At 50.9% G+C, this 26,220-nt stretch carries 17 protein-coding genes; 6 read left to right on the top strand and 11 right to left on the bottom strand.

What is annotated here, in order from left to right; all coding sequences use genetic code 11:
• Nucleotides 1-271: 271 nt before the first annotated feature.
• Nucleotides 272-2,728 carry an O-antigen ligase family protein gene (locus RW092_RS17280; protein ID WP_316010792.1) on the top strand — a complete coding sequence of 819 codons (2,457 nt, stop codon included), beginning with the start codon at nucleotides 272-274 and terminating at the stop codon, nucleotides 2,726-2,728.
• A 48-nt stretch (nucleotides 2,729-2,776) separates the two neighbouring features.
• Here RW092_RS17280 and galU read toward each other — a convergent pair whose 3' ends face one another.
• Together galU and RW092_RS17270 are read right to left on the bottom strand one after the other, a co-directional pair.
• A complete protein-coding gene (galU, locus tag RW092_RS17275) occupies nucleotides 2,777-3,652 on the bottom strand; it encodes a UTP--glucose-1-phosphate uridylyltransferase GalU (protein WP_316010791.1) in 876 nt (291 codons plus the stop codon).
• A 147-nt stretch (nucleotides 3,653-3,799) separates the two neighbouring features.
• Nucleotides 3,800-3,997, bottom strand: coding sequence for a hypothetical protein (locus tag RW092_RS17270; RefSeq protein WP_316010790.1), 198 nt, complete (start codon nucleotides 3,995-3,997; stop codon nucleotides 3,800-3,802).
• Nucleotides 3,998-4,663: 666 nt separating this feature from the next.
• On the opposite strand from RW092_RS17270, the gene RW092_RS17265 reads away from it, so the two are divergent.
• Nucleotides 4,664-4,963, top strand: coding sequence for a DUF6809 family protein (locus RW092_RS17265; RefSeq protein ID WP_016314083.1), 300 nt, complete (start codon nucleotides 4,664-4,666; stop codon nucleotides 4,961-4,963).
• Nucleotides 4,964-5,193: 230 nt separating this feature from the next.
• Here RW092_RS17265 and RW092_RS23850 read toward each other — a convergent pair whose 3' ends face one another.
• The 7 genes from RW092_RS23850 to RW092_RS17235 form a co-directional block, all read right to left on the bottom strand.
• Complete coding sequence (locus tag RW092_RS23850; RefSeq protein ID WP_368017499.1) at nucleotides 5,194-5,277, bottom strand: putative holin-like toxin; 84 nt, start codon at nucleotides 5,275-5,277, stop codon at nucleotides 5,194-5,196.
• 176 nt (nucleotides 5,278-5,453) lie between these two features.
• Nucleotides 5,454-8,054: a U32 family peptidase gene (locus RW092_RS17260; protein ID WP_316010794.1), complete on the bottom strand. Its 2,601-nt coding sequence runs from the start codon at nucleotides 8,052-8,054 to the stop codon at nucleotides 5,454-5,456.
• A gap of 433 nt (nucleotides 8,055-8,487) precedes the next feature.
• Nucleotides 8,488-9,150 carry a deoxynucleoside kinase gene (locus RW092_RS17255; RefSeq protein WP_316010789.1) on the bottom strand — a complete coding sequence of 221 codons (663 nt, stop codon included), beginning with the start codon at nucleotides 9,148-9,150 and terminating at the stop codon, nucleotides 8,488-8,490.
• A gap of 3 nt (nucleotides 9,151-9,153) precedes the next feature.
• Nucleotides 9,154-9,795: a deoxynucleoside kinase gene (locus RW092_RS17250; RefSeq protein ID WP_316010788.1), complete on the bottom strand. Its 642-nt coding sequence runs from the start codon at nucleotides 9,793-9,795 to the stop codon at nucleotides 9,154-9,156.
• A gap of 154 nt (nucleotides 9,796-9,949) precedes the next feature.
• Nucleotides 9,950-12,760, bottom strand: a complete 2,811-nt coding sequence (locus tag RW092_RS17245) for a DUF5704 domain-containing protein (protein WP_316010793.1) — start codon at nucleotides 12,758-12,760, stop codon at nucleotides 9,950-9,952.
• 517 nt (nucleotides 12,761-13,277) lie between these two features.
• Nucleotides 13,278-14,516: an S-layer homology domain-containing protein gene (locus RW092_RS17240; RefSeq protein WP_051416973.1), complete on the bottom strand. Its 1,239-nt coding sequence runs from the start codon at nucleotides 14,514-14,516 to the stop codon at nucleotides 13,278-13,280.
• Between the two features lie 284 nt (nucleotides 14,517-14,800).
• A complete protein-coding gene (locus RW092_RS17235) occupies nucleotides 14,801-15,016 on the bottom strand; it encodes a DUF2759 family protein (protein WP_016314089.1) in 216 nt (71 codons plus the stop codon).
• Nucleotides 15,017-15,369: 353 nt separating this feature from the next.
• On the opposite strand from RW092_RS17235, the gene RW092_RS17230 reads away from it, so the two are divergent.
• On the top strand, nucleotides 15,370-17,007 hold the full coding sequence (locus RW092_RS17230) for a nitrite/sulfite reductase (protein WP_016314090.1): 1,638 nt from the start codon (nucleotides 15,370-15,372) through the stop codon (nucleotides 17,005-17,007).
• A 231-nt stretch (nucleotides 17,008-17,238) separates the two neighbouring features.
• Here RW092_RS17230 and uvrA read toward each other — a convergent pair whose 3' ends face one another.
• Both uvrA and uvrB read right to left on the bottom strand, forming a co-directional pair.
• Complete coding sequence (gene uvrA / locus RW092_RS17225; RefSeq protein ID WP_036625950.1) at nucleotides 17,239-20,127, bottom strand: excinuclease ABC subunit UvrA; 2,889 nt, start codon at nucleotides 20,125-20,127, stop codon at nucleotides 17,239-17,241.
• 585 nt (nucleotides 20,128-20,712) lie between these two features.
• A complete protein-coding gene (uvrB, locus tag RW092_RS17220; protein WP_028539046.1) occupies nucleotides 20,713-22,707 on the bottom strand; it encodes an excinuclease ABC subunit UvrB in 1,995 nt (664 codons plus the stop codon).
• A gap of 262 nt (nucleotides 22,708-22,969) precedes the next feature.
• Between uvrB and RW092_RS17215 the strand changes: the two genes are divergently transcribed.
• From RW092_RS17215 to RW092_RS17205, 3 genes are all read left to right on the top strand, one after another.
• The gene (locus RW092_RS17215; RefSeq protein ID WP_127576625.1) at nucleotides 22,970-23,806 is read left to right on the top strand and encodes a flagellar motor protein; all 837 of its coding nucleotides are present in this window, start codon (nucleotides 22,970-22,972) and stop codon (nucleotides 23,804-23,806) included.
• A gap of 104 nt (nucleotides 23,807-23,910) precedes the next feature.
• A complete protein-coding gene (locus RW092_RS17210; protein ID WP_410055548.1) occupies nucleotides 23,911-24,684 on the top strand; it encodes an OmpA family protein in 774 nt (257 codons plus the stop codon).
• A 383-nt stretch (nucleotides 24,685-25,067) separates the two neighbouring features.
• On the top strand, nucleotides 25,068-25,718 hold the full coding sequence (locus RW092_RS17205; protein WP_016314095.1) for a hypothetical protein: 651 nt from the start codon (nucleotides 25,068-25,070) through the stop codon (nucleotides 25,716-25,718).
• Nucleotides 25,719-26,220 lie beyond the last annotated feature (502 nt).

Raw genomic sequence — 26,220 nt, 5'->3', positions numbered from 1 at the left:
AATTTCATATTTACTTTCACACTTTCTTTCAAAAATTTAGTACACTTTTCCAAGTATTAACCTAATATTTCTTAAAGTTTGAATTTTTAAATAGTAATTTAGTATACTTTAATCATTTTTATTAAAAAATAGCCTTGCATAAAAATAATTGTTCCTCCTCATAAGCTCCCATTAATTAACAATGCCATATCAAATTTTTACAAGGCCATTATCCGATTAACACTAATATGCTAAAATAATTGTCGTATCTATTCGCAAAGGAGATAAACACGTGTCGAAACCAGTATACGGGAAAATGGCCGCAGCGTCGAGAAATCGGGAGAAGTTACCTGCGGCGTTGTTGGTGTTGATGATCGGGTTGATTTTGTTCCTGGTTTGGGCGCCGTTCCAAGCCGGGTTGTTTAACGGGCTTGTCCTAGACTTCGAAAGACCCATCTATTGGGCGGTGCTTGCGGGAAGTCTACTAATGCTAGGTTGGGTTGCCACCTATTTCAAAAGCCTCAAGCTGGAAGACCAGCGGGATTGGACGGCATTGTTCGTTCTGCTTATTCCCATAACTTACATTATCGCACTGATTTCGGCAGCAAGCCAGTACTTTGCTTCCAATATGGTGCTGATTCAGTCGCTTTATGCCTTTATGTTTGTCATTTCATTGTATTTGCTGCAAAACCGCAAGTCGAACCTTGTCATTGAAACGACGGTAATCACCGTTGGATATATCATTGTGCTTTTTGGCCTGTTCAACTGGCTGGGACAAGGGAGAACCGTATCGGCCATCGTTGGCTGGTTTACGGGTACGGTAGTTAACGGACAATACACCCAAGCGATCTGGGTGGACGCGAACGGTCCACGTCTCGCTTCGGTGTTCCAATATCCGAATACGTATGCGGCGTTTTTGATGGCATTTTTCTTTGTAGCCGTCTTCGCCATTACACGTTCAAAAAGATGGTACAGCCAAGCAATCCATGCATTTATGCTTGTACCGATCGCCCTTTCGATTCTTTTAACGTTATCCCGGGGCGGTTTGGTGTTTTTGCCGATCGTATTTATCATCTTACTGTTGTTCCTAAAGCCGGCCAAACAAATCCTCTGGATCGTATACTGCCTGATCGCCGGAATCGGTACGCTGGTCATTGCCAAGCCTGTCACAGAGCTGGGGCAGCAATTCCATCTGGGACAGATCGGTGACCCGGCCAAGGGCTGGTTCTACGTCCTGGAAGCTTCCATCGTGCTGGCTGTCATTGCTTGCCTGATTCAACGTTTTGTTGCTCCTCGATTGGAGAACGGAACTCGCAAATGGGCAAGCAAGAAACTTGCCAGCTTGTGGCTGCCTCTCGTTTCGGTACTTGCGGTTGCTGTTTTAGCTGCGTTATTCCTCGGGACGAACCTGAAGCATATATTGCCGGGGAATATCGGGGAACGCCTGGAGAACCTTAACCTGCAGCAGCACAGCTTCCTGGAACGGATGACTTTCTATAAGGATGCAGCGAAGGTGGTCAAAGACTACCCGATTATTGGGGCCGGCGGCGGTGCCTGGGCGTCGATCTATGAAAAATACCAGAACAACCCATACACCAGCCGTCAAGCACACAGCTTTGTGATGCAGTACTTGGTTGAGGTAGGCCTCTTAGGCTTCCTTGTGTTGATCGCATTTTTGGCTTTTATTTTCTATAAATATATTCGTGGATATATCCAAGCAGATGAACAGAAGCAGGAGTCCTATTTCGTCTACTTCATCATTGTCCTTTCGATCCTGATGCACAGCTTGATGGACTTTAACATGAGCTATGTGTTCCTGGGCATCTTAGTATTCCTGGGGCTTGCAGGGATGGCAGCAGCGATGGACAGCCGACCGGTCGAAAAATTCACCGTTAAACCGGGAATGATGCGCGGGTTGTACAGTACGATCATGGTGGTCGCTTCCCTGATCTTGATCTTTGTATCGATCCGGAATATTCAAGCCGTCGGTGCTGCGGCCAAAGGCAAAGAATTGATCGCGACCAGCACAGATTTCCAGGAGATCAAGGCTCCTTTGGATAAAGCGCTCCAGAAACGCAGCGGCCAACCCGATGCGGTACTTTACTTAAGTTCTCTGCTGCAAGCTGGATTTGATCAAACGAAAGACGATGCATTTTACAATCAAGAGCAAACTCTCCTTACGAATGCACTGAAAAAAGAACCTTTCAACAAGGACATGTACAAACAGCTGATTAAGTTGTACCAGTCCAAAGGCGAATACGACAAGGCTTATGAGGTTTACCGCGATAATGCAGATCGTTATGCTTATGATATGAGCTGGTACGAAACCCTGATCGTCCAATCCTATGAGCTTGGATATCAAAAGCTTGGCGAACAGGATCCCTCTGAGAAAGAGCAATATTTCCAAACCGGGTTAGCCGCCTACCAGCATGTTGTGGATGGGGTAGAGCACTTGAAGACGTTGCCTAAGGGGCAAATGCAGGGGAATCCATTTGAGATTACGCAGCCGATGGTCCTAAATGCTGGTAAAATGCAATTTATGATGAATGAACCGGCGAAGGCAGCTGAAATCTTCAAAGTTGGAATTAAGGATGATTTGTCCGATAGTACAAACCGCGAAATTGCCCGTTGGTACCTAGCTGCTTTGCAGAAGACAGGAGCTACCGACCAAGCGGTGTACGACCGATTGCTGAAGGTTGATCCATCGGAGAAGGATTTAATCGAACAGCTAGCTAACCTAACATTTTAATGTAGAAAAAGAAACCGGTCACTCCCTAGGGAGCGGCCGGTTTCTTTGTTAGTTTAGACTGTCCAACACAATCTCTGACATATATTTAATTAACTCATCACGAAGTTCAGGATTTTCAAGAGCGTAGTGGATTGAAGTTTTGATGAAGCCCAGCTTCTCACCAACATCGTGGCGGGTGCCTTCGAAATGGTAGGCTAGTACCCGTTCGGTTTCGCCGAGCCGTGAAATGGCGTCGGTGAGCTGGATCTCACCGTTCACCCCGATGCGCTGGTTGTCCAGGATATCAAAAATCGCAGGGGTTAAAATATAGCGTCCCATAATCGCCAGATTGGAGGGGGCTCGGCCAACCTGCGGCTTTTCCACCAGTTGCTTCGCCTCGTAGACACGGTCCCGAACCGCCACTGGATCAACGATCCCATAACGGGATACCTCATCCCAGTTCACCGGTTGAACTCCTACGATGGAAGCCTGATGTTCATTATATACTTCGATCATCTGCTTCAGACAAGGGGTATCCGACTCCACAATATCATCGCCGAGCAAGACCGCAAACGGCTCGTCACCAACAAATTTCCGTGCACACCAGATGGCATGACCCAGACCTTTGGGTTCCTTCTGACGTATGTAATGAATATCCGCCATTTCCGAGGATTTCCGAACTTCTTCCAGCAGGCGGTACTTGCCCTTCTCATTCAGGTTATACTCTAGTTCAAATGAAGCATCAAAGTGGTCCTCAATTGCCCGTTTCCCTTTACCAGTTACAATAATAATGTCCTCAATCCCCGAAGCCACGGCCTCCTCCACGATATATTGAATCGTCGGCTTGTCGACGATGGGCAGCATTTCTTTGGGCATGGCTTTCGTGGCAGGTAAGAATCGCGTTCCCAGCCCGGCTGCGGGAATGATGGCTTTGCGGATTTTCATGAAATGACGGCTCCCTCGTACTTAAATGATCTACCTAGTGTCATTATACCATATCCAAAGTAGACCGTTAGCAAAAAGGACCCAGGGATTCCCCCGAGTCCAACTTAAGTTATAAGGGATATTCATTTTCGCAGATTTAGAATGGAATTAATGGACCCAAAATTTCCACCATGTGAAGCGCTGAGGAAGCTGTTCCTCGTTTCGGATCCGATCACCCGGTTCCGGCGTGTGCAGGAAACGTTCCGTGCCGAACTCGATTTTGCGGTATTCTTGTTCGCCGTCGATTTCCAATTGTCCGTGTACACGAGTCACGACCGTCTGCATCTCGAGGAATCCTTCAAACATCACTTTCACCCTCCTAAAGGTTTGTGAAAACTACGGCACAAGCGAGATTTAGACGGGGTTCAACTTACAATCGTCTAGTTTTTCAACGCGATCTGAACATCGCTAAAACCCGCTCTACAACTCGCTTGTTTACGCTTTCATTATAGCATATCGACAAGATTTTTATAAGCGATAAAGAAGGGTTATCGCCTCTTTGAACAGCGAATTCACAAACGTTCCACAAGTTGTATTTGATAGGAAAACAGATGTCTTTGCAGGGTGTTTTTCTTCAAGATTCTGGAATTTTTAGGATTGACTTTTTGTGTCACAAAATATTATATTTATTGTGTGGCACAGAAAGTGAGGTGGGTAAACTGAGCCCACGAACAGGGCGGCCAAAAGCGGAAAGTCCCAAGAAATACATTATCAAGGCACGTTTTGATGAAGAAACTTATAACGCCTTAATCGCTTACTGTGACAAGCATCAACTTACCGTCACCGAGGCGATACGGCTGGGGATCAAGAAGCTTTTGTCCGAACAAAAGTAAAGGGAAGCGGCGCAATCTCGCAAAAGAACCCGCCACTTCCCCCCAGAGGCAACCCTCCAAAGGAAGGCCGCATAAATATGCTACCATGTGCTGCCCTCCCTTTCAAGGCGCTGCCTCTCTATCAATAAGGAGGATGCGTATGAGTAGTCTGATTGAAGAGCTTTATACCGGGCATATTTTGCCGGACGAAATGATTGTCTCCCGAGATCCGAAGTATCGTCCTCTATGCCGGCAAATCTCGGAGCTTACGGAATCATGGCGTAAGAAGCTGACCGAAGAAGAATTTAGCGAACTGGAATACCTGATGGATCTGCAGGCACAAGCTAACGACATGCATTCGATGGCAGTGTTTAAATACGGTTTCAGGCTTGGCGCCTCCCTCCTCACGGAAGTACTCACCGGTACAGATGAGCTTGTCCGGCATCCTTCCACCCCTTAAATCTCGCAAACCTTGGAAGATAGGAGCGAATCGGATGAGTACGAGTAATGTTGGGCTCCTCTGCAAAAAAGTTCGCAAACGTGTATATTTTGTATCGATTGTGATACAATGAAAGTAATTATTTAGGAGCCGTGCTTACAGGGCACGGCTCCGGGCAATAGCCGCTTTTAAGGGCGGCAGGCTGTGTAGGATCTCAGTACAAATAGACCGATTCCTTTGCCGAGGGCGGTCTATTTGTGTTTATGGAAGGAAAGTATCAGGACCATTAATGTCGCGAATGAGATCATTAGCGTTAATGCTTGATAAACTTCCATTTGGCATCCCTCCCTTCCTAGAGAATGAGAGGTAGCCGACCGCCCTTGCAAGCCTATTCTATTGCTTATCTAATATTATACCATACTTGTTAAGTAATGGTATTTTCTCGTGTTACAGCAAAAAGGGAGCCCCCCACGGTATAACTACCGCGAACTACGGGGACTCCCTTCGTTTTTTATTTTACTAACTGTCCGCGCGTGACGCCGAGTTGGTTGGTCGCTTTGAGGGTTTTCCATACCTGGGTGCCGCTGATTTCTCCGCGTAACGCTTTGTTGTAGAGGTCGATGACCTCATGCACCTGCTCCGGCGTTTCTTCGAGGAACTCAACACGGTATTTGGACACGCCCAGCTCGAGAAAATGATTCAGATACTCCGCGCCCGACTGTTCGATGGCGTTGTACACCGTGTTGCGGCAGCCTTCGTCCACGCGGACGGGGTGAGACATGCCGATGCGGTCCTGCAAAGAAGCGCGGTGTTTTTCGCACGGGCGACCGCAGTTGGTGTAGTCCGTCCCTTCACTGAGGAAGGTGCAATACACGCAGTGTTCGGTATGGAACATCGGCAGATGCTGATGGATCACGATCTCCATGTCGGCCGTCGGGCTGACCCGGAGCAGATCGACCATCTGCTGGATGTTCAAGTCGTAGGACGGCGTGACCACGTCGCAGCCGACCTCCAGGAACAGCTCGGCCGTCAGGTGGTTGGCGATGTTCAGCGAGAAATCGCCGATCAACCGCGGATGCACGGCCGACGGGTTCTCTTGCCGATGGCGCAGGTAGTAATACAGCGCCCCGGTGTTGCGTACCAACACCGCGTCGGGTTGGAGACGCAGGATGTTGTTGTGGTAGCCGTTTTCGCCCGGCATGTGGATGCGCGGCGTCGCCAGCGCAATCTGAGCGCCGGCTGCGCGAACGGCTTCAACGGCTGCCGGGAATTGCTTGATAAACTCGAAGTCGGCGTAGATGAACGATACGCCGGCTTCCAGCGCAGCCTGCACCTGCGGCAGGCTGCGGCACAGCGCGGCGAGCTGCGCTTCGCCGTGCTTCACCGGCGCCGCGGGCCCGCGGCCCTGCGCCTGCTGCGGTTGCCCCGCAACCGCAGCGGCTGCCGCCGCCGGCGCCAGCGGCGCCATCGACGCCCCGCCCACGGCTGGGGCGTCCAACACCCCCGCCGCCCGTGTGCGCGTCCACACGGGCGGCTTCGGCCGCTCGGCGGCGAGCAGCTCCACCGCCCGCCGGCGGATGCTGTTCAGCTCTCGGATCGGCAGGATGACGTCGCCATGCAGCTCCGCATCCAGCTTCTCGAGCTGAAACACCGTGCCGCCGAGACGCCCGAACTGCTCTTCGAGCAGGGCGGCGTCCATCGGCCGTTTTTGCGCGACCTCGAGCTCCAGCTCCGAGTCGACTTGCACCGTCGTTCCCTTCTGGACATCCGTCCAGAAGGTGTTCAGCAGCCCGCCGGCGTGGCCCACGGCCCGCACATGCACCGGGAAGACGCGGTACGGCTTCTCGGTCTCGTACGTCTGGCGCAGCCGCTTGTCGAGCGCCGGGTCGTTCGTCTTCCAGATGCGATCCCCGACGTGCACGCGGCGCAAATCCACGTTATTACGTCCCGGCACGATATCGACGATCCAACCCTCTCCGGCTTCGCCTTCCTGCTTCACGCCTTGACGGCGCAGGTCGTAGACGCGGCCGCCTTCTTCTTTTTGCGTCGGATCCCCGGCATCAAACACGATCCCGTCCCCACGCTTCAGCGGCGCCTCCAGCTTGCAGACGACGCCGTCGCGCAGCACCTTCTCTACGCGGCCCAGGTACACGCCCCGACTTTTCGGGAACGTCCCGTCGACCAGCTTCTTATTGTTCGTCCCCTCCAGGAAGCCATGCGTAAAGCCGCGCGAAAAGCTCTGCTGCAGCTCACGGATCTCCTCCTTCGACGGACGCGTATCGTCCCCGTCAAAATAACGGTCAATCGCCTTCCGATACTTGCTCACCACGTTGGCAACGTACTCCGGACTTTTCAGTCGCCCTTCAATTTTAAAAGACGTCACGCCCGCCTCAATCAACTCCGGCATGATGTCGATCGCCGCCAAATCCTTTGGCGATAAGAGGTAAGCCACATCGCCCATCGGCTTCTGTTCCCCGTCGACGATCAGGTCGTACGGCAGCCGGCACGCTTGCGCGCATTCGCCGCGATTCGCCGAGCGTCCGCCCCACATTTCCGACGTCAAGCATTGACCGGAGTAGGACACGCACAGCGCCCCGTGCACGAATACCTCCATCGGCAGCTTGGCTTGCTCCCCGATGACTTTGATTTGCTTGAGGTTGTTTTCCCGGCCCAGCACCACGCGCTCCAGATTCCACGGCTTCACGAACTCCACCGCTTCCGGCGACGTAATCGTCATCTGCGTCGAGCCATGAATCGGGAAATCCGGTGACAACTCGCGGATCAGCTTCACCAACCCGAGGTCCTGCACGATAACCGCATCCACCCCTGCATTGATGCACGCCTCAACCAACTCCTGCGCATCCCGCAGCTCATCCTCGAACACAAGAATATTGAAGGTCAGGAATCCCTTAACTCCATAGCTATGCAAAAAAGCCATAATCTCAGGCAGCTCGTCCATCCGGAAATTGTTCGCCCGCGCCCGGGCATTAAACTTCTCCACGCCAAAAAAGATCGCGTACGCCCCGTTCGCCACCGCCGCCCGCATGCAATCCCAATCGCCGGCCGGCGCCAGCAGCTCTACATCCTGCCGCGTTAACGTCGTCTTGCTCATATATGTCCTCCCAATCCGGCCGCAGCCGGCCTCTATTCTACTTGATTGCAGAAATTCAAAATTTAAGCGAATGTTCAACTTATATATTCTAGCAGACATTGCCCGTGCACTCTAGCTTTTCCATCCATTCGCAAGGAAAAACATGGCGCCCGCCTTCAGAGCCTTTATCCCCCTTCTGACGCCCCTTTTACGCCATTATCCCTTTCGTTCAGAAAGAGGGATATCAGGACAGGGAGTGACATGAGGAAGCCTGGTTCGCAAGCTATTCTTTTATCGCAAGCATTCTCTGTCCCCAAGCTCTGACGCAACGGGATAATCATCAAAAAGCCCCCTCCAAACGCACCTCTCCTATCCGAAGCCAAGCCCACCCTTGTCTCATCAAAAAAAAGAAGCCAACAGTAGCCTCAGCTCCCATTGACCTCATGATATATATTTAACCGTTTCGCTTCGCCCGCGACGCATGAATGATTTCTGCCGCCTGGCGGATAATTTCATCCAATGACGCTTCATCTGTGGCATCGTACTCATCAATGTTCAGCCGCAGCACCGGGCAGGCATCAAACTCCTCGATCCATTTTGCGTACCGTTCATGCATATGCTCCCAATAGGAGACGTCCGTCTGGATCTCCATTTCCCGGCCCCGCAGCCGGATCCGATTCAGGATGGACGATAGATTCCCTTCCAGGTAAATAAGCACGTCTGGATGCGGAAAATACGGCGTCATCACCATCGCCTCAAACAAGCTGGTGTACGTCTCGTAATCTGTCTTGGACATCGTGCCTTGATCGGCATGCATTTTGGCGAAAATCCCGGTGTCCTCGTAAATCGAACGGTCCTGAACGAACCCGCCGCCCGCTTCAACGATCGCCTTCTGCTCTTTAAACCGCTCCGCCAGAAAATAAATCTGCAGATGAAAGCTCCATCGCTCGAAATCTTGATAGAACTTCTCCAGATACGGGTTATTATCAACCTTCTCCATCGAAGTGCGAAAGCCAAGCCGAGCTGCCAACGCAGTCGTCAACGTGGATTTGCCAACGCCAACGGTACCCGCTACCGTGATTACGGCGTCTTTGGGGATGTACAATTCATGACTCATTTTTTATAAGTGCTCCTTTATCTTCGCAACGATCTGCTCAAAATGCTCCGGATGCTCCACAAAATCCAGCGTATTGCCATCAATCGTAATCACGACCGTCTCCGGTTCACGCGCTTTAATCTGCGCAATCGCCGTTTCATAATCCTCGATCAGCCGCTCCAGGTAGCCGGGATCGATGTCCTGCTCAAAGCTGCGGCCGCGTTTTTCGATTCTCTTTAACAAGGTCGCCAGTTCCGCCTGGATATACACAATTACATTCGGTTTTGGCAGATCGTCGGTCAGCAGATGATAAATCTGCCGGCACTTCTCCCGTTTGTCCCCTTGCAGCGTCCGCTGGGCAAAAATCCAGTTTTTATAAATATGATAGTCCGACACGACCGGCAGCCCTCGGGACACGTAGTTTTTTACCGTATCCTCCAATTGCTTGTACCGGTTGCACAAAAAGAACATTTCCAGCTGAAACGCCCATTCCTCGATATTTTGATAAAACTTGTCCAGGAACGGATTCTCCTCCACGATCTCCTTCAACAGCGGTAAGTCAAACCGCTCAGCGAGCATCGTGGCCAGCGTGGTTTTTCCGGCTCCGATGGCGCCTTCCACGGCGATAAACGGGCATGGCTTCTTCACTTGATGGTCCTCCCACATCTCACTTGCCTCAAAAATAGACTAGAATATTGTATCATAGATTGCACAAAATCGTGGGCAGAACTTGACGAAAAAAAGGGAACCGTGAAGCTCTGCATCGAAAAACCCGTTCGATCCCAGAGCAACCCGGCTCCCTAACTCATTATCCCTTCAGCTAATGCGTCACCAATGGTCTGAAATCATCCCGACTCGACAGGTCCGCATGGTAAAACGCCACGTCCCCATCCTTCAACGTAAAGCGCCGACCGTAAGGGTCTACTACACTCCGCGCAAAACCTTCCATGCCAGTCCACTGGTTCATCAGCGGCGCTTGGATGTATTGAAGATACGGCTTCCCCAGCTCCCCGTTTCGCACCGTCTCGATGTTGAAGTTCACCACGATGTAGCCTTTTTTCAAAAAGATCTCCGATCGATCCGTCAACCCGCTATGCGTCCGTCCATACTCCGCTACGTTCGTCCCCGCCGGGACCGCGTACAGCTCAGCTGGCAGGCTGTACTCGCCGTACCATCGTTGTACTGCGGCATTCACCCGAGCAGGATCAACGCCTGCAGGGATTCCTGACTTCGGACCGATCAGCGTGCGAACGCCTTCCGGTAACCGCAGCAGGCTCAGGCTGCCGACAGGAGTTTTTTGCATCGATTGCTTCTGGATGAACCGCTGCACGAACTGGCTTCGTCCGATGCCGGCCACCTGATCAAAGGTGTAGTCGTGATCGTATTTATAGAGCGCGGTATCCGTGAGCTCCTCGATCGGCACATTCCGCAGGCGTTCGTTAAGAATCACATAGCGCTGCACCTGGTCCAAGGGGGATCCGATCCGAACATAACTCCGGTTGCCGGTATGATAATACAGATCGACGGGCTGGCGCTTTCCGCTTTCGGCATCGATGAAATCAAACGTGGGGGTGATCACGATTTGATCTAAGGGCCCAAACATATTCCCTTTGGTTTTTAGATCAAATTTGAAGTGATAACCCGTTTTGATGACTGCGTTTTTGTAAAGCGGATGACTGCCAGGTCGGATGGGCAGCGTATACTGCGGCGCATTGCCTCTTGGGGCTCCATCAATCCCGTTGAGTCCAACCCAGTAAGCAGCCCCGGTGGGCACCGGGCTTCCCGGAGCCGTCCGAAACACACCTTCCCAGTTGTAATCGGCAATATCCGTCACTTTGAAATCGAACACCCGCCCAATCACATCAACCGGCACGGTGCCGTAAGCGATATGATGCGTGAGGTTCAAGTTGGCATTCGTCTGCTCCGTCGCTCCGGCTGGCGCATTATGTGCAATGGTGCGGAACTCCACGGTATAAAACCCTTCATCCACCCAAACAGGGAGATAGAAGTCAAACTGCTCCCGGGTCTTGTCCACTTCGATCCAGGTATTTTTCGGATAAAATCTCGCCTTCGCTCCCTCATAAACATCAAACGGGAAGCGAACCTGCTTGCTGCCGACATACTTCAAATAGTCCCGGTTGCCGTACCCCAAGTAATTGGTATGCTGGCCGCTGTTAGGCATCGTGACGGTAAACGGCCGATCCAAAATCACAGCCGACCGCCCCGCCGCCGGCGTCGTCTTCTGATTATGCGCCTTGTCGTCGGAGACACCGGGGTATATCACTACGGGCGTATGTACAGTTACACTGTTGATCCCGTTAATAGGGAAGCTTTTGTCCGCGCCGCCATTGATGTTGCCGCTCATCAGCCCGTAATAGATCGTGCCGGTACTAGGCTGGTTCGCCTTATTCGTCTTGCTAGTCGGGATCACATGACCTGGACTATACAGCACATTTTCGTTGATTTGCGGTGCTGAGGGAATCTGGCCGGGCCGCGCCCCCGATCGACTCGTTTCAGCGCCATTCATAATGGTACTTCCGTTAAAGATCAAGGTATCATTCTTGACCTTCACTTCTTCCACGGCACTCTCAGCAAAAGACTTCAAGTCCTCCCCGCTCACATCCGGTCTTTCCGTTCCTCCAGATTTACTTCCGGGAGGCGCTTCTACCGGATTTTCTGGATTCGGTGGCGTGAACCCGTGCGTTAAACTCGTCGAGTAGGACGGGGGAGTATACCCAGTAGGCTGTATTCGAATGCCATTGCCTTCAAACGCGTAATTCTGCAAAGCTGCCTCATTAATTTTGTATACCTCGAGGTTATCAATAACCCAATAGGAATATTGACGTTCGATGGTGTATGTTTTCGTCAGGGTCTCCGTATCCGTTTGGGGATCCGGCTCCTTATGGGTTGTGCCATCCGGCCCTTCCACCTCTTTGCCAGGGTCCCACGTTAACGTATACTCCCGGTTTACCGTAATCTCAAAAGTACATTTCCCGGCCATCTCCACGAATCGATTCTTTGACAAGTAGCTTTTGGCCATAACGTTCCCGTACAGGCTTTCCGAAGTCGGAATCCCATCCAGCACATTAAATCGCTCCGCCCCCCGACTATCCGCCTTAATGACCGCACTCACGGCGGGGTCATTTAACGGTACATCGATGACATTGCCGCTGGGGGTGGGTTGTGTGCATTGAGGTGGTGTCGGGTCTGTGGGAATGCCCGGACCTCCCCCGCCGGTTCCTACAGTTATGGTAGCTGACCCGTATAACCAGTATGGTCCCTTTTTCCATTGGGCAGTGATAATGGCGGTTCCTTGTGATTTCGCTGTCACTTTTCCGTTCCCATCAACTGTTACCACACTAGTGTTACTAGAAGACCAAGAGGTCTCGCTAGCTGAAGTAACATCAAACCATTTATCGCCCCAGTCGGACATGTTGTACTCTAAGGTATTAACTTGAGCCTTCAATTCCTTGGTTTGGCCTACCGCCAACGTAGCGTTATCCAGCACACGCATTCTCTTTTTCTCAACCACGTAGCCACTAAATATAACTTTCATAGGAACGTAATACTCGGCCATAAACTTATCTTCACCATCATACCGGGTCGAATATTTATACTTGTTACTAACGATTAACGGATATCCAGTCCAAACTTTGATTGTAGCATTAGTGCTTCCCTTTTGAAAAACTGGCTTGGCTCCGACTGGCTCATAGCTTTTTTCTTCTCTCCATTCCATATCATCAATAGACAAATCTTTAATGAATGATTTCAAGAACTTATTTCCTAGAACGTCTTCCAAAGAATCTGGTGCATACGATGATAAGTCGAGAGTGAAATCAATTCGTTGTCTTAAGGGCTCTGCACTGGTGCCTCGACCATGTGTACCCGTATCTACGCGAGTTCCATCATCAAAGGTAGCCGTCCAAATATCTGTATCGCTTTGCACCCAAACTACCTTTGGTCGAGCTGTAGCATCACCACTTACCTCTACTCTAACAGTTTGCATTTGTGCTGGCCCAACAGGTGAAACCTCAATACCTAAAGCAGGATAACCATTTTCAAATGCAGCGTTTGCGAAATTCCAGGGCAAGACCAATAGAGTGAGTAATAAAAACCAGACACTCCATTTTTTCATTCATTTTCGCCCCTTATTTAAGTCTTAATGAGGAAAAAGAACCGTCGTCTGTAGTAAGTTGATCACCCGGAGATGTTTTAATATTGAGAATAGTCTCTACCCATAATGTTATCCCGTCACTGGAATTATGCTCTTTAAAAAATTCCTTTGTGTACATATTAGGCAATGTAAGATACCCGTATTTTTCCGTTAGTTTCGTATTTGCAATTCTACTCCCATTGACCAGCCCATAAATTGAACCGTTCATATAATGGCCCAAATCAAAATCCTTTGTTTTTGGATAGATAGTAATTTGAATGTAGGCTCTGTACCTTCCCGGTCGATCCAAACGGGCGTCATAATCGGTTTGATCAATAAATAATGGTGCGTAAATACTTTTAATATCCTTAAAGTCCTCACTATCCGTAATGATATAGTTGCGAAGTTTAACACTGCCAGCATGGTTACGGAACGTCAGCGTTTTATCTACTACATTGGTCAAGGGATTATTCCCTGTCGTAAATGGACTGATCGTTTCCATATTTGTGCGTTGAGTTCCGACTTCTCGTAATTCATTTAATCCCAAAAAACTCCCCGCTTCTCTACTACTCACCTGCTCATAATTCTGCAGAATGATGGCGGTCTCCGCGCGGGTTGCTTTCTTATCCAATCCAAAGGTACCGTCCGGATACCCGCTCATCAACTTAGTCCCTAAGGCAACGGCAACATAGGAAGACTTCGACTCAGGGATCCCCGGTTTAAAATATTCTCTTACCGGGATTACCGTTGTTTTAGTGTCCTCCAACGCCTGTTTAAAGTCATCGCTGTTGGCTGCCAGGCCTGATGTCATCCACTTGGCCATTTCAAAGCGGGTGATCGGCGTATTCGGCTGAAACCCATTTGGATAGTCGCTAGGCTGAATAAAACCAAGGGCTACTGCACGTTCGACCTCAGGTTCGCTCCAATGCCCCGCTAAATCTGAAAACGAGTGCCCTGACGCCTCTGATTCCTCCGATTCCTTTGCTTTAGCTACCCGTGCTAATAAGGCAGCAAACTCAGCTCGAGTTACGGTTCCATTTGGTTTAAAGGTTCCATCTGCATAGCCTTTAAAATAACCTTTAGCTACAGCCGACTCAATCGCCGCTTTAGCCCAGTGCCCTTCCTTAACATCTGGGAACCCTCCGGAAGCGGCATGAAGATGAGGCTTACCCGGAATCAAGCTGACCAACATCAATCCAACCAGCCCTATCACCAGCATCTTTTTCACATTCATCACTCCCACACCTAGTCTTCAACTTTCCCTCAAAGGAAAAATATGTATCTTCACATATTCGCTTCCACTCCCCGAAAACCTCCTTTCTTCTTGCTTTTCTGATAAATTCATCCATTTGTTGCAAATAAAAAACACACCTCGCCATCCAAAAGATGTCAAGGTGTGCTTCACCTGGCTCTTATTATAATCCAGATCCTGTAAATTGAAAAGACACCTTATTCCTTTATCAAGAATAAAGTGCCTTGGCTTATTTCACATAAGGAAATATGTATCGCTTGCTTTGCTTAACTAAACCAGGTCTTAATCATAATTGCATCCGATGCCAAAAAGACCAGCAAGCTAATGATCCCGAAAGCGATCGCGAACAGGTTCTTCTTCGGACGCTCTCTCAACAGACGGATCACGCCAATAAAAATCACGATCGTAAACAAAATCATAAAAATATCGAACCCGTTAAAATTCGTTGTTTTTGCTGTTTCTTCCGCTGCTTGGAGCAACATCGCGAAACCTCCTCTTGAAATCCACGAAATCACAACTCTTCTTCTATGTTATCTTCCCTCCGGTTCGGATGCAAGAGGAAAGACAAGATTTTGTCAAAGTTTTCGCTGAATTTACGTGTTTGCTGCCAGATTTAAGCCTTATTTTATGCAGGATATCATTGACAAATACATTATCACCAGATCTTTAGTTGCTCATAAGGAAGTCTTATGCCAAAAAATTCCTTTCTTTGTTTACGCTCTTAGGCTTCTATGGTACCATGAAAAATAACCTTATTCAGAGTTTTATTGTCGGAATTAATACACGGGATCCATTGAGGATTCTTTACCCAAACGTAACATAGGGAGGTTATCGCATGGCTTATGAACCGATATGGACCAAAGAGCCGGAGAAATTAAACAAATTCGAGTTCGTTAAACTGGAAAAAGACGGGCTGGACGTCATCCGCACGATTATTGAGGAATACGCGGTGAAAGGCTACGACTCGATTCCTGCTGACGATATGGATCGCTTCAAATGGGCCGGCGTATATCAACAAAAGCCAAAAGACGGTCACTTCATGATGCGCGTGCGCATCAACACCGGGATCATGACCACGAAGCAAGCACGTGCGCTGGCGGAAATTTCTCGCTTGTATGGCCGTGACCTGGTGGACGTAACTACACGGCAAGCCATCCAGTTCCACTGGCTGCGGGTGGAGAACTTGCCGGATATTTTCGAGCGTCTAGATCAGGTGGGGCTGTATTCGTTCGAAGCCTGCGGTGACTGCCCGCGTACCATTGTAGGGAATCCGCTGGCCGGAATCGACAAGGACGAATTAATCGATACGACGGAGATCGTGGAGGAAGTGAACCGATTCTTCCTGCTGAACCGTGACTTCTCCAACCTGCCGCGAAAATATAAAATGTCGATCTCCGCAAACATTTACAATAATGCGCAAGCGGAAATCAATGACTTGGCCTTTACCCCCGCGGTCAAGGTGATTGACGGAAAAGAGACCATCGGGTTTCATGTCATGGTCGGCGGTGGTTTATCCGCAAAGCCACATTTGGCGAAGCCGCTCGACATTTTCGTTAGACCTGAGGAAGTGCTGAAAGTGGCCATTGGGGTCACCACGATATTCCGTGATTATGGCTATCGGGAGAAACGCCACCACGCTCGCTTGAAATTTCTTGTCGCAGACTGGGGGCCGGAGAAATTTAAAGAGAAATTAATCGAGCTGGTAGGTGAGCTGGAGTCGCGCGGGGAAGACAAGACCGTCGGCTGGCAAGCCGCCTATTTCGACGGAGTGCATCCGCAAAAGCAAGAAGGGCTGAACTATATTGGCCTTAACGTACCCGTGGGTCGTTTGAACGCCGATGAGCTGGAGCAGCTGGCCGATGTGGCTGACCAATACGGCGAAGGCAAAATCCGTACTACGATGTCGCAAAATATTTTGATCAGCGGTATTCCGGACGACAAAGTGGAAGAAGCGCTCCAAGCGCCGGTTCTTCAGCGGTTAACGCCGTTTCCGAAGCATTTTATGAGCCGGACCGTTTCCTGCACAGGCAATGAATTTTGCAACTTGGCCATCGTCGAAACCAAACGGCGCGCAGCTGAAGTTGCAGAATATCTGGATGAACATGTTGAACTGGACGAAAAGGTTCGCATCCACTTTATCGGCTGCCCGAATGCTTGCGGCCAAAAACATATCGCCGATATCGGCTTGCAGGGTTCGCTGATCAAGACGCCGGAAGGTATGGTTGACGCATTTGATATTGCTGTAGGCGGGACATTAGGCGGTGGAGCTAACGGGCCGCAAGCCCAGTTTAACCAAGCGCTTAAAGGTCGCGTCAAAGGCGACCAGGTCGCCTATGTCCTAGAGCAGTTGCTATTATTCTACAAAACGAATCGCAATGCTTCCGAATCGTTCCATGATTTCGTTCGACGCGTCGGAGTTCCGGCGTTCCAAGAACAGCTGAACCAAATTCTAGCTGCGGGAATCGCCTCGTAAGCGGAGGGACATTAACAGCTTCATTCGATATCATTGAAAAAAAATGCCGGTCCCCTATGGGGCCGGCCTTCTTTCTATCTTTGTGGCCTCTTTTCCACAATTATCCCTTTCGTTCAGAGATCGTTCCCATCTGATGCAACGGGATAATCCTCAAAAAGAGGGGGCAAAAAGAGGCTTCGGCCGCACCAAAAAAAAAGAGCAACCTCTCAATAGAGGCTGCTCTTTTCTCTACTATACGACTTCCCGATCTTTCTCTTCGACTTGATTAAGTTCGGCGGTGCGTTTCGTATCCCGCTTGAGGATCGGAGCCAGGTATCGGCCGGTATAGGATTTATCCACCTTCACGATGTCCTCCGGCGTGCCGGTGGCGATCACTGTACCTCCCCCGCTGCCGCCTTCCGGCCCCAAGTCGATCAAATAGTCGGCCGTCTTGATGACGTCCAGGTTGTGCTCAATTACAAGCACCGTCTCGCCGGAATCAACCAGGCGATGGAGCACCTTAAGCAACCGGTCGATATCGTCGACGTGTAAGCCCGTGGTAGGTTCGTCGAGAATGTAAATCGTTTTGCCGGTGCTGCGGCGATACAATTCCGATGCCAACTTCACGCGTTGGGCTTCCCCGCCGGACAACGTCGTTGCCGGTTGCCCCAGGGTCACATACCCCAATCCCACATCCATCAACGTTTGCAGCTTGCGATGAATTTTCGGAATGTTTTGGAAGAACTCCGTAGCATTCTCGATCGTCATCTCCAGCACATCAGCAATGCTCTTGTTTTTATATTTGACTTCCAGCGTCTCGCGGTTGTATCGTTTGCCTTTGCAAACTTCGCAAGGAACATAAACATCCGGCAGGAAGTGCATTTCAATTTTGATGATCCCGTCACCTTTGCAGGCTTCGCAGCGACCGCCTTTAATGTTGAAGCTGAAACGGCCTTTCTTGTAGCCGCGTACCTTCGCTTCGTTCGTCTGCGAGAACAGATCACGAATATCGTCAAACACTCCGGTGTACGTTGCCGGATTGGACCGCGGTGTGCGGCCGATTGGAGACTGGTCGATATCAACGACTTTCTCCACGTGCTCGAGGCCTTTGATCTCCTTGTATTGGCCTGGACGCACTCTCGCTCGGTTCAAGTCGCGAGCTAACGTTTTATACAAAATCTCGTTGACTAGGGTCGACTTACCGGAGCCGGATACTCCCGTCACCGCCGTAAATACCCCGATCGGGACTTTAACGTTGATGTTCTTCAGGTTGTTTTCCTTGGCCCCTTTGATCTCCAGCCAGCGGCCATCCGGCTTCCGTCGAGACAAAGGTACCGGGATAAACTTCTTCCCGCTCAAATATTGCCCCGTTAGGGAGCGCGGATCGTTCATGATTTCCTGAGGAGTCCCTTGTGAGATCACTTGCCCCCCGTGAATCCCTGCCCCAGGCCCGATATCGATGATATGGTCTGCAGCAAGCATCGTATCCTCGTCATGCTCCACGACGATTAACGTATTGCCAAGATCGCGCATGTGAGTCAACGCTGAAATCAGCTTATCGTTATCCCGTTGATGCAGCCCGATACTAGGCTCGTCCAGGATGTACAGGACGCCCATCAGGCTCGAACCGATTTGTGTCGCCAGCCGAATGCGCTGCGCCTCGCCGCCAGACAAGGTACCAGCCGCACGACTAAGCGTCAGATAATCCAAGCCGACGTTCACCAGGAACCCAAGTCGGTTATTGATCTCTTTCAGAATCAGGTTGGCAATGGATTTTTCCTTATCCGTCAGCTCCAGGCTCCCAAAGAACTCTTGGGCTTCGCCGATCGACAAAGACGTCACATGGGCGATGTTCTGATCATTTACCGTTACGGCCAGAACCTCTTTCTTCAAGCGGTGACCATGACAGGTACCACAAGGCTTGGATCCCATAAACTGCTCGATGAACTCGCGGATTCCCTCTGAAGCCGTTTCCCGGTAACGCCGTTCCAAGTTAGGGATAATCCCTTCAAACGTGACATAGGCATCCCGGGTCATGCCAAAATCGTTCTCATAGCGGAACCTTACCTTCACATCACCTGTGCCATAGAGCAACTTGTCCATCTGATCTTCCGTTAATTCGGAAACCGGTACATTTTGCGGGATATTAAAATGCTCACATACCGATCTCAAAAACTGTGGATAGTAGTTGGAGGTGCCGCCCGCCCAAGCCTCAAATGCGCCTTCCTCAATCGATTTGGAAGGATCCGTGATGAGCAAGTCCTTGTCGATGATCATTTTCACGCCAAGTCCGTCGCACTCTGGGCAAGCCCCGTACGGACTGTTAAAAGAGAACATCCGCGGCGACAGCTCTTCGATGCTGAATCCGCAAATCGGACAAGCATAGTTCGAGCTAAAGCGAAGCTCCTCTTGGCCAATAATATCCACGAGGATTTGCCCGCCGGACATTTTCAGCGCCGTTTCAATGGAATCGGCCAGCCGGCTGCGCGCATCTTCCTTCACCACGATCCGGTCGACAATCACTTCGATAGTGTGCTTCTTGTTCTTCTCCAGTTCAATATTTTCCGACAAATCGCGCTGCTCTCCATCCACCCGAACCCGGACGAAGCCTTGCTTGGCGATTTCACTGAGCAAGCTTTTGTGCTCGCCTTTTTTGCCGGAAATGACAGGAGCTAAGATCTGCAATCTCGTCCGCTCCGGATACTGCATAATGCGGTCCACCATCTGCTCAACGGTCTGAGACGTGATCTCAATGCCGTGATCCGGACAATGCGGATGCCCGATCCGGGCGTATAGCAGACGAAGATAGTCATAGATTTCCGTAACGGTCCCTACCGTCGAACGCGGGTTGCGGCTCGTCGTCTTCTGGTCGATGGAGATGGCTGGGGACAATCCTTCGATCGAATCCACATCCGGCTTATCCATTTGCCCCAAAAACTGCCGGGCATACGCAGACAACGACTCCACGTAACGGCGTTGCCCTTCGGCATAAATCGTATCGAAGGCAAGCGATGACTTGCCGGAGCCGCTTAACCCCGTAAGCACGACAAACTTGTCGCGCGGTATCGTGACATCTATGTTTTTCAGATTGTGCGCTCTGGCGCCTTTGATGACTATGTTCTCGCGACCCAACAACTTCATCTCCCTTTTATAGATGTTGTTTAAAAATCGGCTTCCCATCACGATGCTATTTCATAGGAGTATTTCGACATCGAATCTTGAATTCAGTCGGTCGCTCCGTTGCTCACGTAGCCCCACCTACGCTCCGCTACTCACTCCCTCCTTCATCCAACCTTCTCGGTGCTAAAAACCCGATTTTTAAACTTGATTTAACTTTCACTTCTCTAAAACCGGCTTCCCATCACGATGCTATTCACATAGGGTTGGTTTGCCGACGCCCCACTCCCAGGGCGCCCGGATTCTAACGGAACGTAGCGACGTTATTCGTTGATTTCCTGGATATTTCCCGTCCTAACGGAACCCAGAGACCTTATTCACCAGCTATAACGACGTTTAGTGCATTATCAAGCAAAATAGCGTCTCCTCGTTCCGTTAGAACGAGAAACCTTGCTCTCTAGAGCAAATAAGGTCTCTCCGTTCCGTTACAGCAACTTACAACCTAAGAGTCCCATATGAGCCGCCCCAAACCAGGGCCATAGGTCAGCAATCTTGTTTGACTAACCTATGGCTGGCTCATATTGCTAAACGGCGCCAGCTCGCCTACGCTTATGCCTCCGCCCGCAGTTCGAGGATCGCATCACGCAGCTCGGCCGCACGCTCGAATTGCAGGTTTTTGGCCGCTTCTTTCATCTCGGCCTCGAGGCGGGCGATCATCGCTTCGCGGTCGCGCTTGGACATCTTGCCTTTGGCATCGGCCAGATAATCCGCTTTGCTCTCTGCGACCTTGGTCGCCTCGATCACATCGCGGACTTTCTTGCGAATCGTCTGCGGCGTGATGCCGTGCTTCTCGTTGTACGCGATCTGAATGCTGCGCCGCCGCTCGGTTTCCTTGATCGCCTTATCCATCGACTCCGTGATCGTATCAGCGTACATCAGCACGCGGCCATCCGCATTCCGCGCAGCCCGGCCAATCGTTTGAATCAGCGAGCGCTCTGAACGGAGGAAGCCTTCCTTGTCGGCATCCAAAATCGCCACCAGCGAAACCTCTGGCAAATCCAGACCTTCCCGCAGCAGGTTGATCCCGATCAGAACATGGAACGTTCCCAACCGCAGGTCGCGCAATATACTCATCCGCTCCAGCGTTTTAATATCGGAGTGAAGATACCTTACCTTGATACCAACTTCCTTGAGGTAATCGGTCAAGTCCTCGGCCATCTTCTTCGTTAACGTCGTTACCAGCACGCGTTCGTCTTTAGCGATGCGGTCACGGATTTCTCCGATCAGATCATCGATTTGCCCCTTCGTTGGCCGCACCTCGATGACTGGATCCAGCAGGCCTGTCGGACGAATAATCTGCTCGACCATCGTATCGCAGTGCTCCAATTCGTAAGGGCCTGGCGTCGCCGAGACATAAATCAGCTGCGTCGCTTTCTCCTCGAACTCCTCGAATCTTAGCGGCCGGTTATCCAGCGCCGACGGCAAGCGGAATCCGTGTTCAACCAGCACATTTTTACGCGCTTGGTCACCATTGTACATTGCCCGGATCTGCGGCAGTGTGACGTGAGACTCATCGATGACAATCAACATATCGTCCGGAAAATAATCCAGCAACGTATACGGCGTCGCCCCCCGCTCACGGAATGTTAACGGACCGGAGTAGTTCTCGATCCCGGAGCAGAAGCCGACCTCTCTCATCATCTCGATGTCGTACCGCGTCCGCTGCTCCAGCCGCTGCGCCTCCAGCAACTTGCCTTGCGCGCGGAGTTCCGCCAACCGCTCTTCCAGCTCACGTTCGATGTTCTGGAGGGCAATCTTCATCGTTTCTTCCTGGGTCACGAAGTGAGACGCCGGGAAAATCGCCACATGCTCCCGCTCCCCAACCAATTCGCCGGTCAGCACGTCGATCTCCGTAATCCGCTCAATCTCATCGCCAAAAAACTCCACGCGGATCGCCTTCTCCCCATGGGAAGCCGGGAAGATCTCGAGCACATCGCCGCGCACCCGAAACGTACCGCGTACGAAATTGATATCGTTCCGTTGATATTGGATATCCACCAGCCGGCTTAAAATTTGATTACGCGGCTTCTCCATCCCTACCCGCAGAGACAGCACCAAATTACGGTACTCCATCGGCGAACCGAGACCGTAAATACACGACACACTCGCCACAATGATGACATCCCGCCGCTCGAACAGCGCGCTGGTCGCCGAGTGCCGCAGTTTATCGATTTCTTCATTAATGCTGGAATCTTTCTCAATGTAGGTGTCGGAGGAAGGAATGTAGGCTTCCGGTTGGTAGTAGTCGTAGTAACTGACGAAGTAATCAACAGAGTTTTTGGGGAAAAATTCACGAAATTCGCTGGCCAGCTGCGCTGCCAACGTCTTGTTGTGCGCAATGACGAGGGTGGGTCGTCCGAGCTTCGCTATCGTATTCGCGATCGTAAACGTTTTACCCGTCCCCGTGGCCCCGAGCAGTGTTTGGTGCTTTTTCCCAGCCAGCACGCCTTCCACCAATTGACGCACCGCCTCCGGCTGGTCGCCTTGCAGCGTATATTCGGAGATCAGCTCGAATTTATTGTCGCTAACCACGATTTCACTCATTGTCCAACATCACCCTATCGTCTAAAATGGAATACTAGAGGCGTCATTTGACATTATTTTTATTTATGACATGAGTTTGGTTACTCAAGAAGTTTGTTTCTACATATAAACTAGGATCGTCATCCTTCCGATGAATAAACCAAGCTTAACGCCTGCGCCCTTCCTAAATTTATCAAAATAGGAATAGGTGTTCCCATGTATTATACCTTTTTCATCCTATAGATGCAAACGGTAAGTCGAAGATAGGAGTTGTTCATATTTCATGGATATTGCAACGTTGGTAGGCATCATTGTTGGTCTCGCCGCCCTTGTTGGCGGATTTACGCTCGAAGGCGGTCAGCTAGGCGGTCTGTTGCAGGTTACAGCCGCTTTAATTGTGTTTGGCGGCACCTTTGCTGCCGTGTTGATCAGCTTCCCGGTTGCCAAGCTGCGAACGGTGCCGAAGGCACTGGCACTGGCGTTCATGAGCAAATCCCCGGCACAGGACGACGTGATCGAGGATATCGTGGACATGTCCTCCACTTCCCGCCGCGAAGGCGTATTGGCTTTGGAGAAGAAGGCGGCGGAGCATCGGGATCCTTTTTTGCGCGAGGGGATTCAACTGGTGGTGGATGGAACAGATCGGTCAATGGTACGGCAAATCATGGAGCTGGAAATCGATGCGGTATCAAAAAAATATGACGGCTACGCCAAAATCTTCGAATCGGCCGGCGGATACGCCCCAACAATGGGGATCATCGGTACGGTGATGGGGCTTATCCACGTCCTTGGCAGCTTATCCGAACCAACCGCATTGGGGCCTTCGATTGCGCTTGCTTTTACGGCAACGTTGTATGGGGTAGCTAGTGCCAACCTGATCTTTCTACCGATCGCCTCCAAAATTAAAGCGCGCGGCGATGACGAAATCGACCGGATGGAAATGATGCTGGAAGGAATCTTGTCGATCCAAAACGGCGACCATCCACTGCTTGTCCGGCGAAAGCTGGAATCCTATACTGCGGAAACCGCGCGTCTTCTGTCGGATAACGGTCCGGCAGAGAAACCGGCCAGCTTCGGAAGCAGCTCTCGCATTCAAGCCTCCGAGGAGAATGAATTATGAGATTTTCCAGTAAATCGGAAAAAATGAACGAGCCGGACGTTTCGACGCGTGAATCTCGCCGACGTGCACGCCGCTCAGTGCGGAGCGATGCGAAGGACCGCTGGATGATCACCTATGCGGATTTGATTACGCTGTTGTTGATTTTTTTCGTGATGATGTACGCCATGAGCCGGTTAGACGTGGAAAAATATGAGGTCGTGACCTCCTCCCTCCAGCACACGTTCAAAGGCGGCGATTCCATCCTGGAGTTAGGCAGTGGAATTACAGGGACGGCTGACCGGTACACTCACAAAAATCCGCCGGCATCAGCCGATAACGGCAACAAGCAAGGCGAAGGACAAGGCACGACAGGACAAGCGGACAGCAGCGGACAGGCTCCGTTGACGGAACGGGAGCTTGCTTTTCGCAAGCAGGAGGAAGATCTCGCCAATTTGATGTTGCTCATTGAGAGTTACATCAAAGACAATTCGCTGGAGGATCAAATCCATGTGGCTGACCTGCCCCAAGGCATCTCGATCACATTAAACGACCGGTTTCTGTTCGACACCGGTAAGGCTGATCTCAAAAGCGGCTCCACCAAAACACTCGCCAAGCTCGCCAGCTTGTTCCGACAGCTTGACACGGTCATCAGCATTGAAGGCCATACGGACAATCTCCCGATTGTGTACGCCTCGAAGTACAAGGACAACTGGGAGCTGTCAGGAGCCAGAGCGCTGTCGGTGCTGAGGTTTTTCGTGGACAAGGAGAAGTTAGATCCGCAGCATTTCCAATACGCCGGTTACGCCGACACCCGCCCCGCCGCCGACAACGACACACCCGAAGGCCGCTCAAAAAATCGCCGGGTGGAAATCACAGTATTGCGGCAGTTGCAGGAGTAGAGTGTCTCTTGTTGTACGCTGGCTCTAACGGACCACCAAGACGCTATTTGCTATTTCCCGGACGATTTCCCGGGCTAACGGACCACAGAGCCCTTATTGGTTGGTTTCTCGTCGGTTATGTCCGATTTTGCATCAAATAACGTCACTTGTGTCCGTTAAAATTTATCGAGTAAGACTTTAGATGAAATAAGGTCCTCTCGGTCCGTTAGAAGGATCATGCGCCAGAGACCTCATAGAGAAACCATTGCTTGAATGTGATTAACACGATAAACTATTCTCAAATCGGACGTGAAGCACACGCCGTCTTGATACCTCGCCCCGAATTGGGCAGGGAGGTATCGGGACGGCGTTTTTATTTTTAAATGGAGGAAGGGGTAATTGGGATGAAATTTGACCAAGCGTTTGATGCGTGGATGACACAACAAATGGAGGAAGAGAAGAATCCTAGACGATTGGAGCTCCTCAAAAAGGGGTTAGGGCACGGCACTATGGAGTTTTTGAGGTTCGTTTGGTTCCCGGCCATTGGGCAATTTGATCATTTGTATCCGGAATGGGAGGTGCGTGACTTTAACAACGGTTATCGATACTTGGACCTCGCTTATCTTCCAGGGGCAGGCATAGCTAAGGGGGCGATTGAGATTCAAGGATACGGCCCCCATGCAAGAGATTTAGACGTCCGGCGTTTTAAGGATTTGTGTTGGCGTCACAGTTTATTGGCCTTGGATGGCTGGACGTTACTCCCTGTCGCTTACTTGTCAATCGTAGAGGAACCCAAGCAATGCCAACAGCTGGTCCTGTCTTTTGTCGGCAAATTCATAACCCTAGCGGTACAACCAAATTTAGATTGGCTGGAGGCAGAAACAGTACGTTTTGCGAGACGACTGTTGCGACCCTTTAGTCCAATGGAACTGTCAGAGCATTTGCGGATCTCAGATCGACACGCTAGACGTGTTTTGCACAAATTAGTTCAAAAACAGCATCTATTGGTTGCCAGTGGAAGGGAACGTTATCGGACCTACTGTCTAGTACGTTGAAAAAAGCGGGGTTGGGACAACTACCAGCAGCTGGTTTGCCCTGCGATGGCTCGAACCATGCGTATAAAAGGCGTGCCCTGCTGCCCTGTGCCCCGCTCCCTGCTCCGTACACTGTGCACCGTGCTCCCTGCTCTGCTCCTTTCCGCAGAGTTCTAACGGACCCAAAAGACCTTATTTTCGATTTCCCGCGTCATTTCCCGTTCTAACGGACTGAGAAGCCCTTATTTGATGTTAAGGAGGATTGTTCTCTGAACTTTCCATCAAATAAGAGCATCTGAGTCCGTTACATTCACATGACTGCTGATCACACGCAAATAGCGGCATCTAGGTCCGTTAGCGGACGCAAAAAAACGCCTGAGGGAAGCCTTGCCTCCCCCAGGCGGGTTCGTCGTCGCACCGCGTGGCCAACTTGCCTCGCGGTGCAGCCCTTGCCGCCGGCAGCGCACGCATCCGCGCTGCCGGCAAGAACATGGCGCCGCGGCGCCCCGGGTGCACAGCACCC

Source organism: Paenibacillus sp. 3LSP, from assembly GCF_032465655.1.
Taxonomy (GTDB): Bacteria; Bacillota; Bacilli; order Paenibacillales; family Paenibacillaceae; genus Fontibacillus; species Fontibacillus barengoltzii.
The sequence above is the reverse complement of the archived record's forward strand: the minus strand, read 5'-3'. Positions and strand labels throughout refer to the sequence as shown.

Bases quoted from the DNA above. Each gene is read 5' to 3' on its own strand.
- RW092_RS17260 (WP_316010794.1), bottom strand. From the start codon at position 8,054: ATGAGCAAGACGACGTTAACGCGGCAGGATGTAGAGCTGCTGGCGCCG.
- RW092_RS17205 (WP_016314095.1), top strand. From the start codon at position 25,068: ATGAAATTTGACCAAGCGTTTGATGCGTGGATGACACAACAAATGGAG.
- galU (WP_316010791.1), bottom strand. From the start codon at position 3,652: ATGAAAATCCGCAAAGCCATCATTCCCGCAGCCGGGCTGGGAACGCGA.
- RW092_RS17235 (WP_016314089.1), bottom strand. From the start codon at position 15,016: ATGTTGCTCCAAGCAGCGGAAGAAACAGCAAAAACAACGAATTTTAAC.
- uvrA (WP_036625950.1), bottom strand. From the start codon at position 20,127: ATGAAGTTGTTGGGTCGCGAGAACATAGTCATCAAAGGCGCCAGAGCG.
- RW092_RS17265 (WP_016314083.1), top strand. From the start codon at position 4,664: ATGAGTAGTCTGATTGAAGAGCTTTATACCGGGCATATTTTGCCGGAC.
- RW092_RS17270 (WP_316010790.1), bottom strand. From the start codon at position 3,997: ATGTTTGAAGGATTCCTCGAGATGCAGACGGTCGTGACTCGTGTACAC.
- RW092_RS17240 (WP_051416973.1), bottom strand. From the start codon at position 14,516: ATGAATGTGAAAAAGATGCTGGTGATAGGGCTGGTTGGATTGATGTTG.
- RW092_RS17230 (WP_016314090.1), top strand. From the start codon at position 15,370: ATGGCTTATGAACCGATATGGACCAAAGAGCCGGAGAAATTAAACAAA.
- RW092_RS17210 (WP_410055548.1), top strand. From the start codon at position 23,911: ATGATCACCTATGCGGATTTGATTACGCTGTTGTTGATTTTTTTCGTG.
- RW092_RS17250 (WP_316010788.1), bottom strand. From the start codon at position 9,795: ATGTGGGAGGACCATCAAGTGAAGAAGCCATGCCCGTTTATCGCCGTG.
- uvrB (WP_028539046.1), bottom strand. From the start codon at position 22,707: ATGAGTGAAATCGTGGTTAGCGACAATAAATTCGAGCTGATCTCCGAA.
- RW092_RS17255 (WP_316010789.1), bottom strand. From the start codon at position 9,150: ATGAGTCATGAATTGTACATCCCCAAAGACGCCGTAATCACGGTAGCG.
- RW092_RS17215 (WP_127576625.1), top strand. From the start codon at position 22,970: ATGGATATTGCAACGTTGGTAGGCATCATTGTTGGTCTCGCCGCCCTT.
- RW092_RS23850 (WP_368017499.1), bottom strand. From the start codon at position 5,277: ATGGAAGTTTATCAAGCATTAACGCTAATGATCTCATTCGCGACATTA.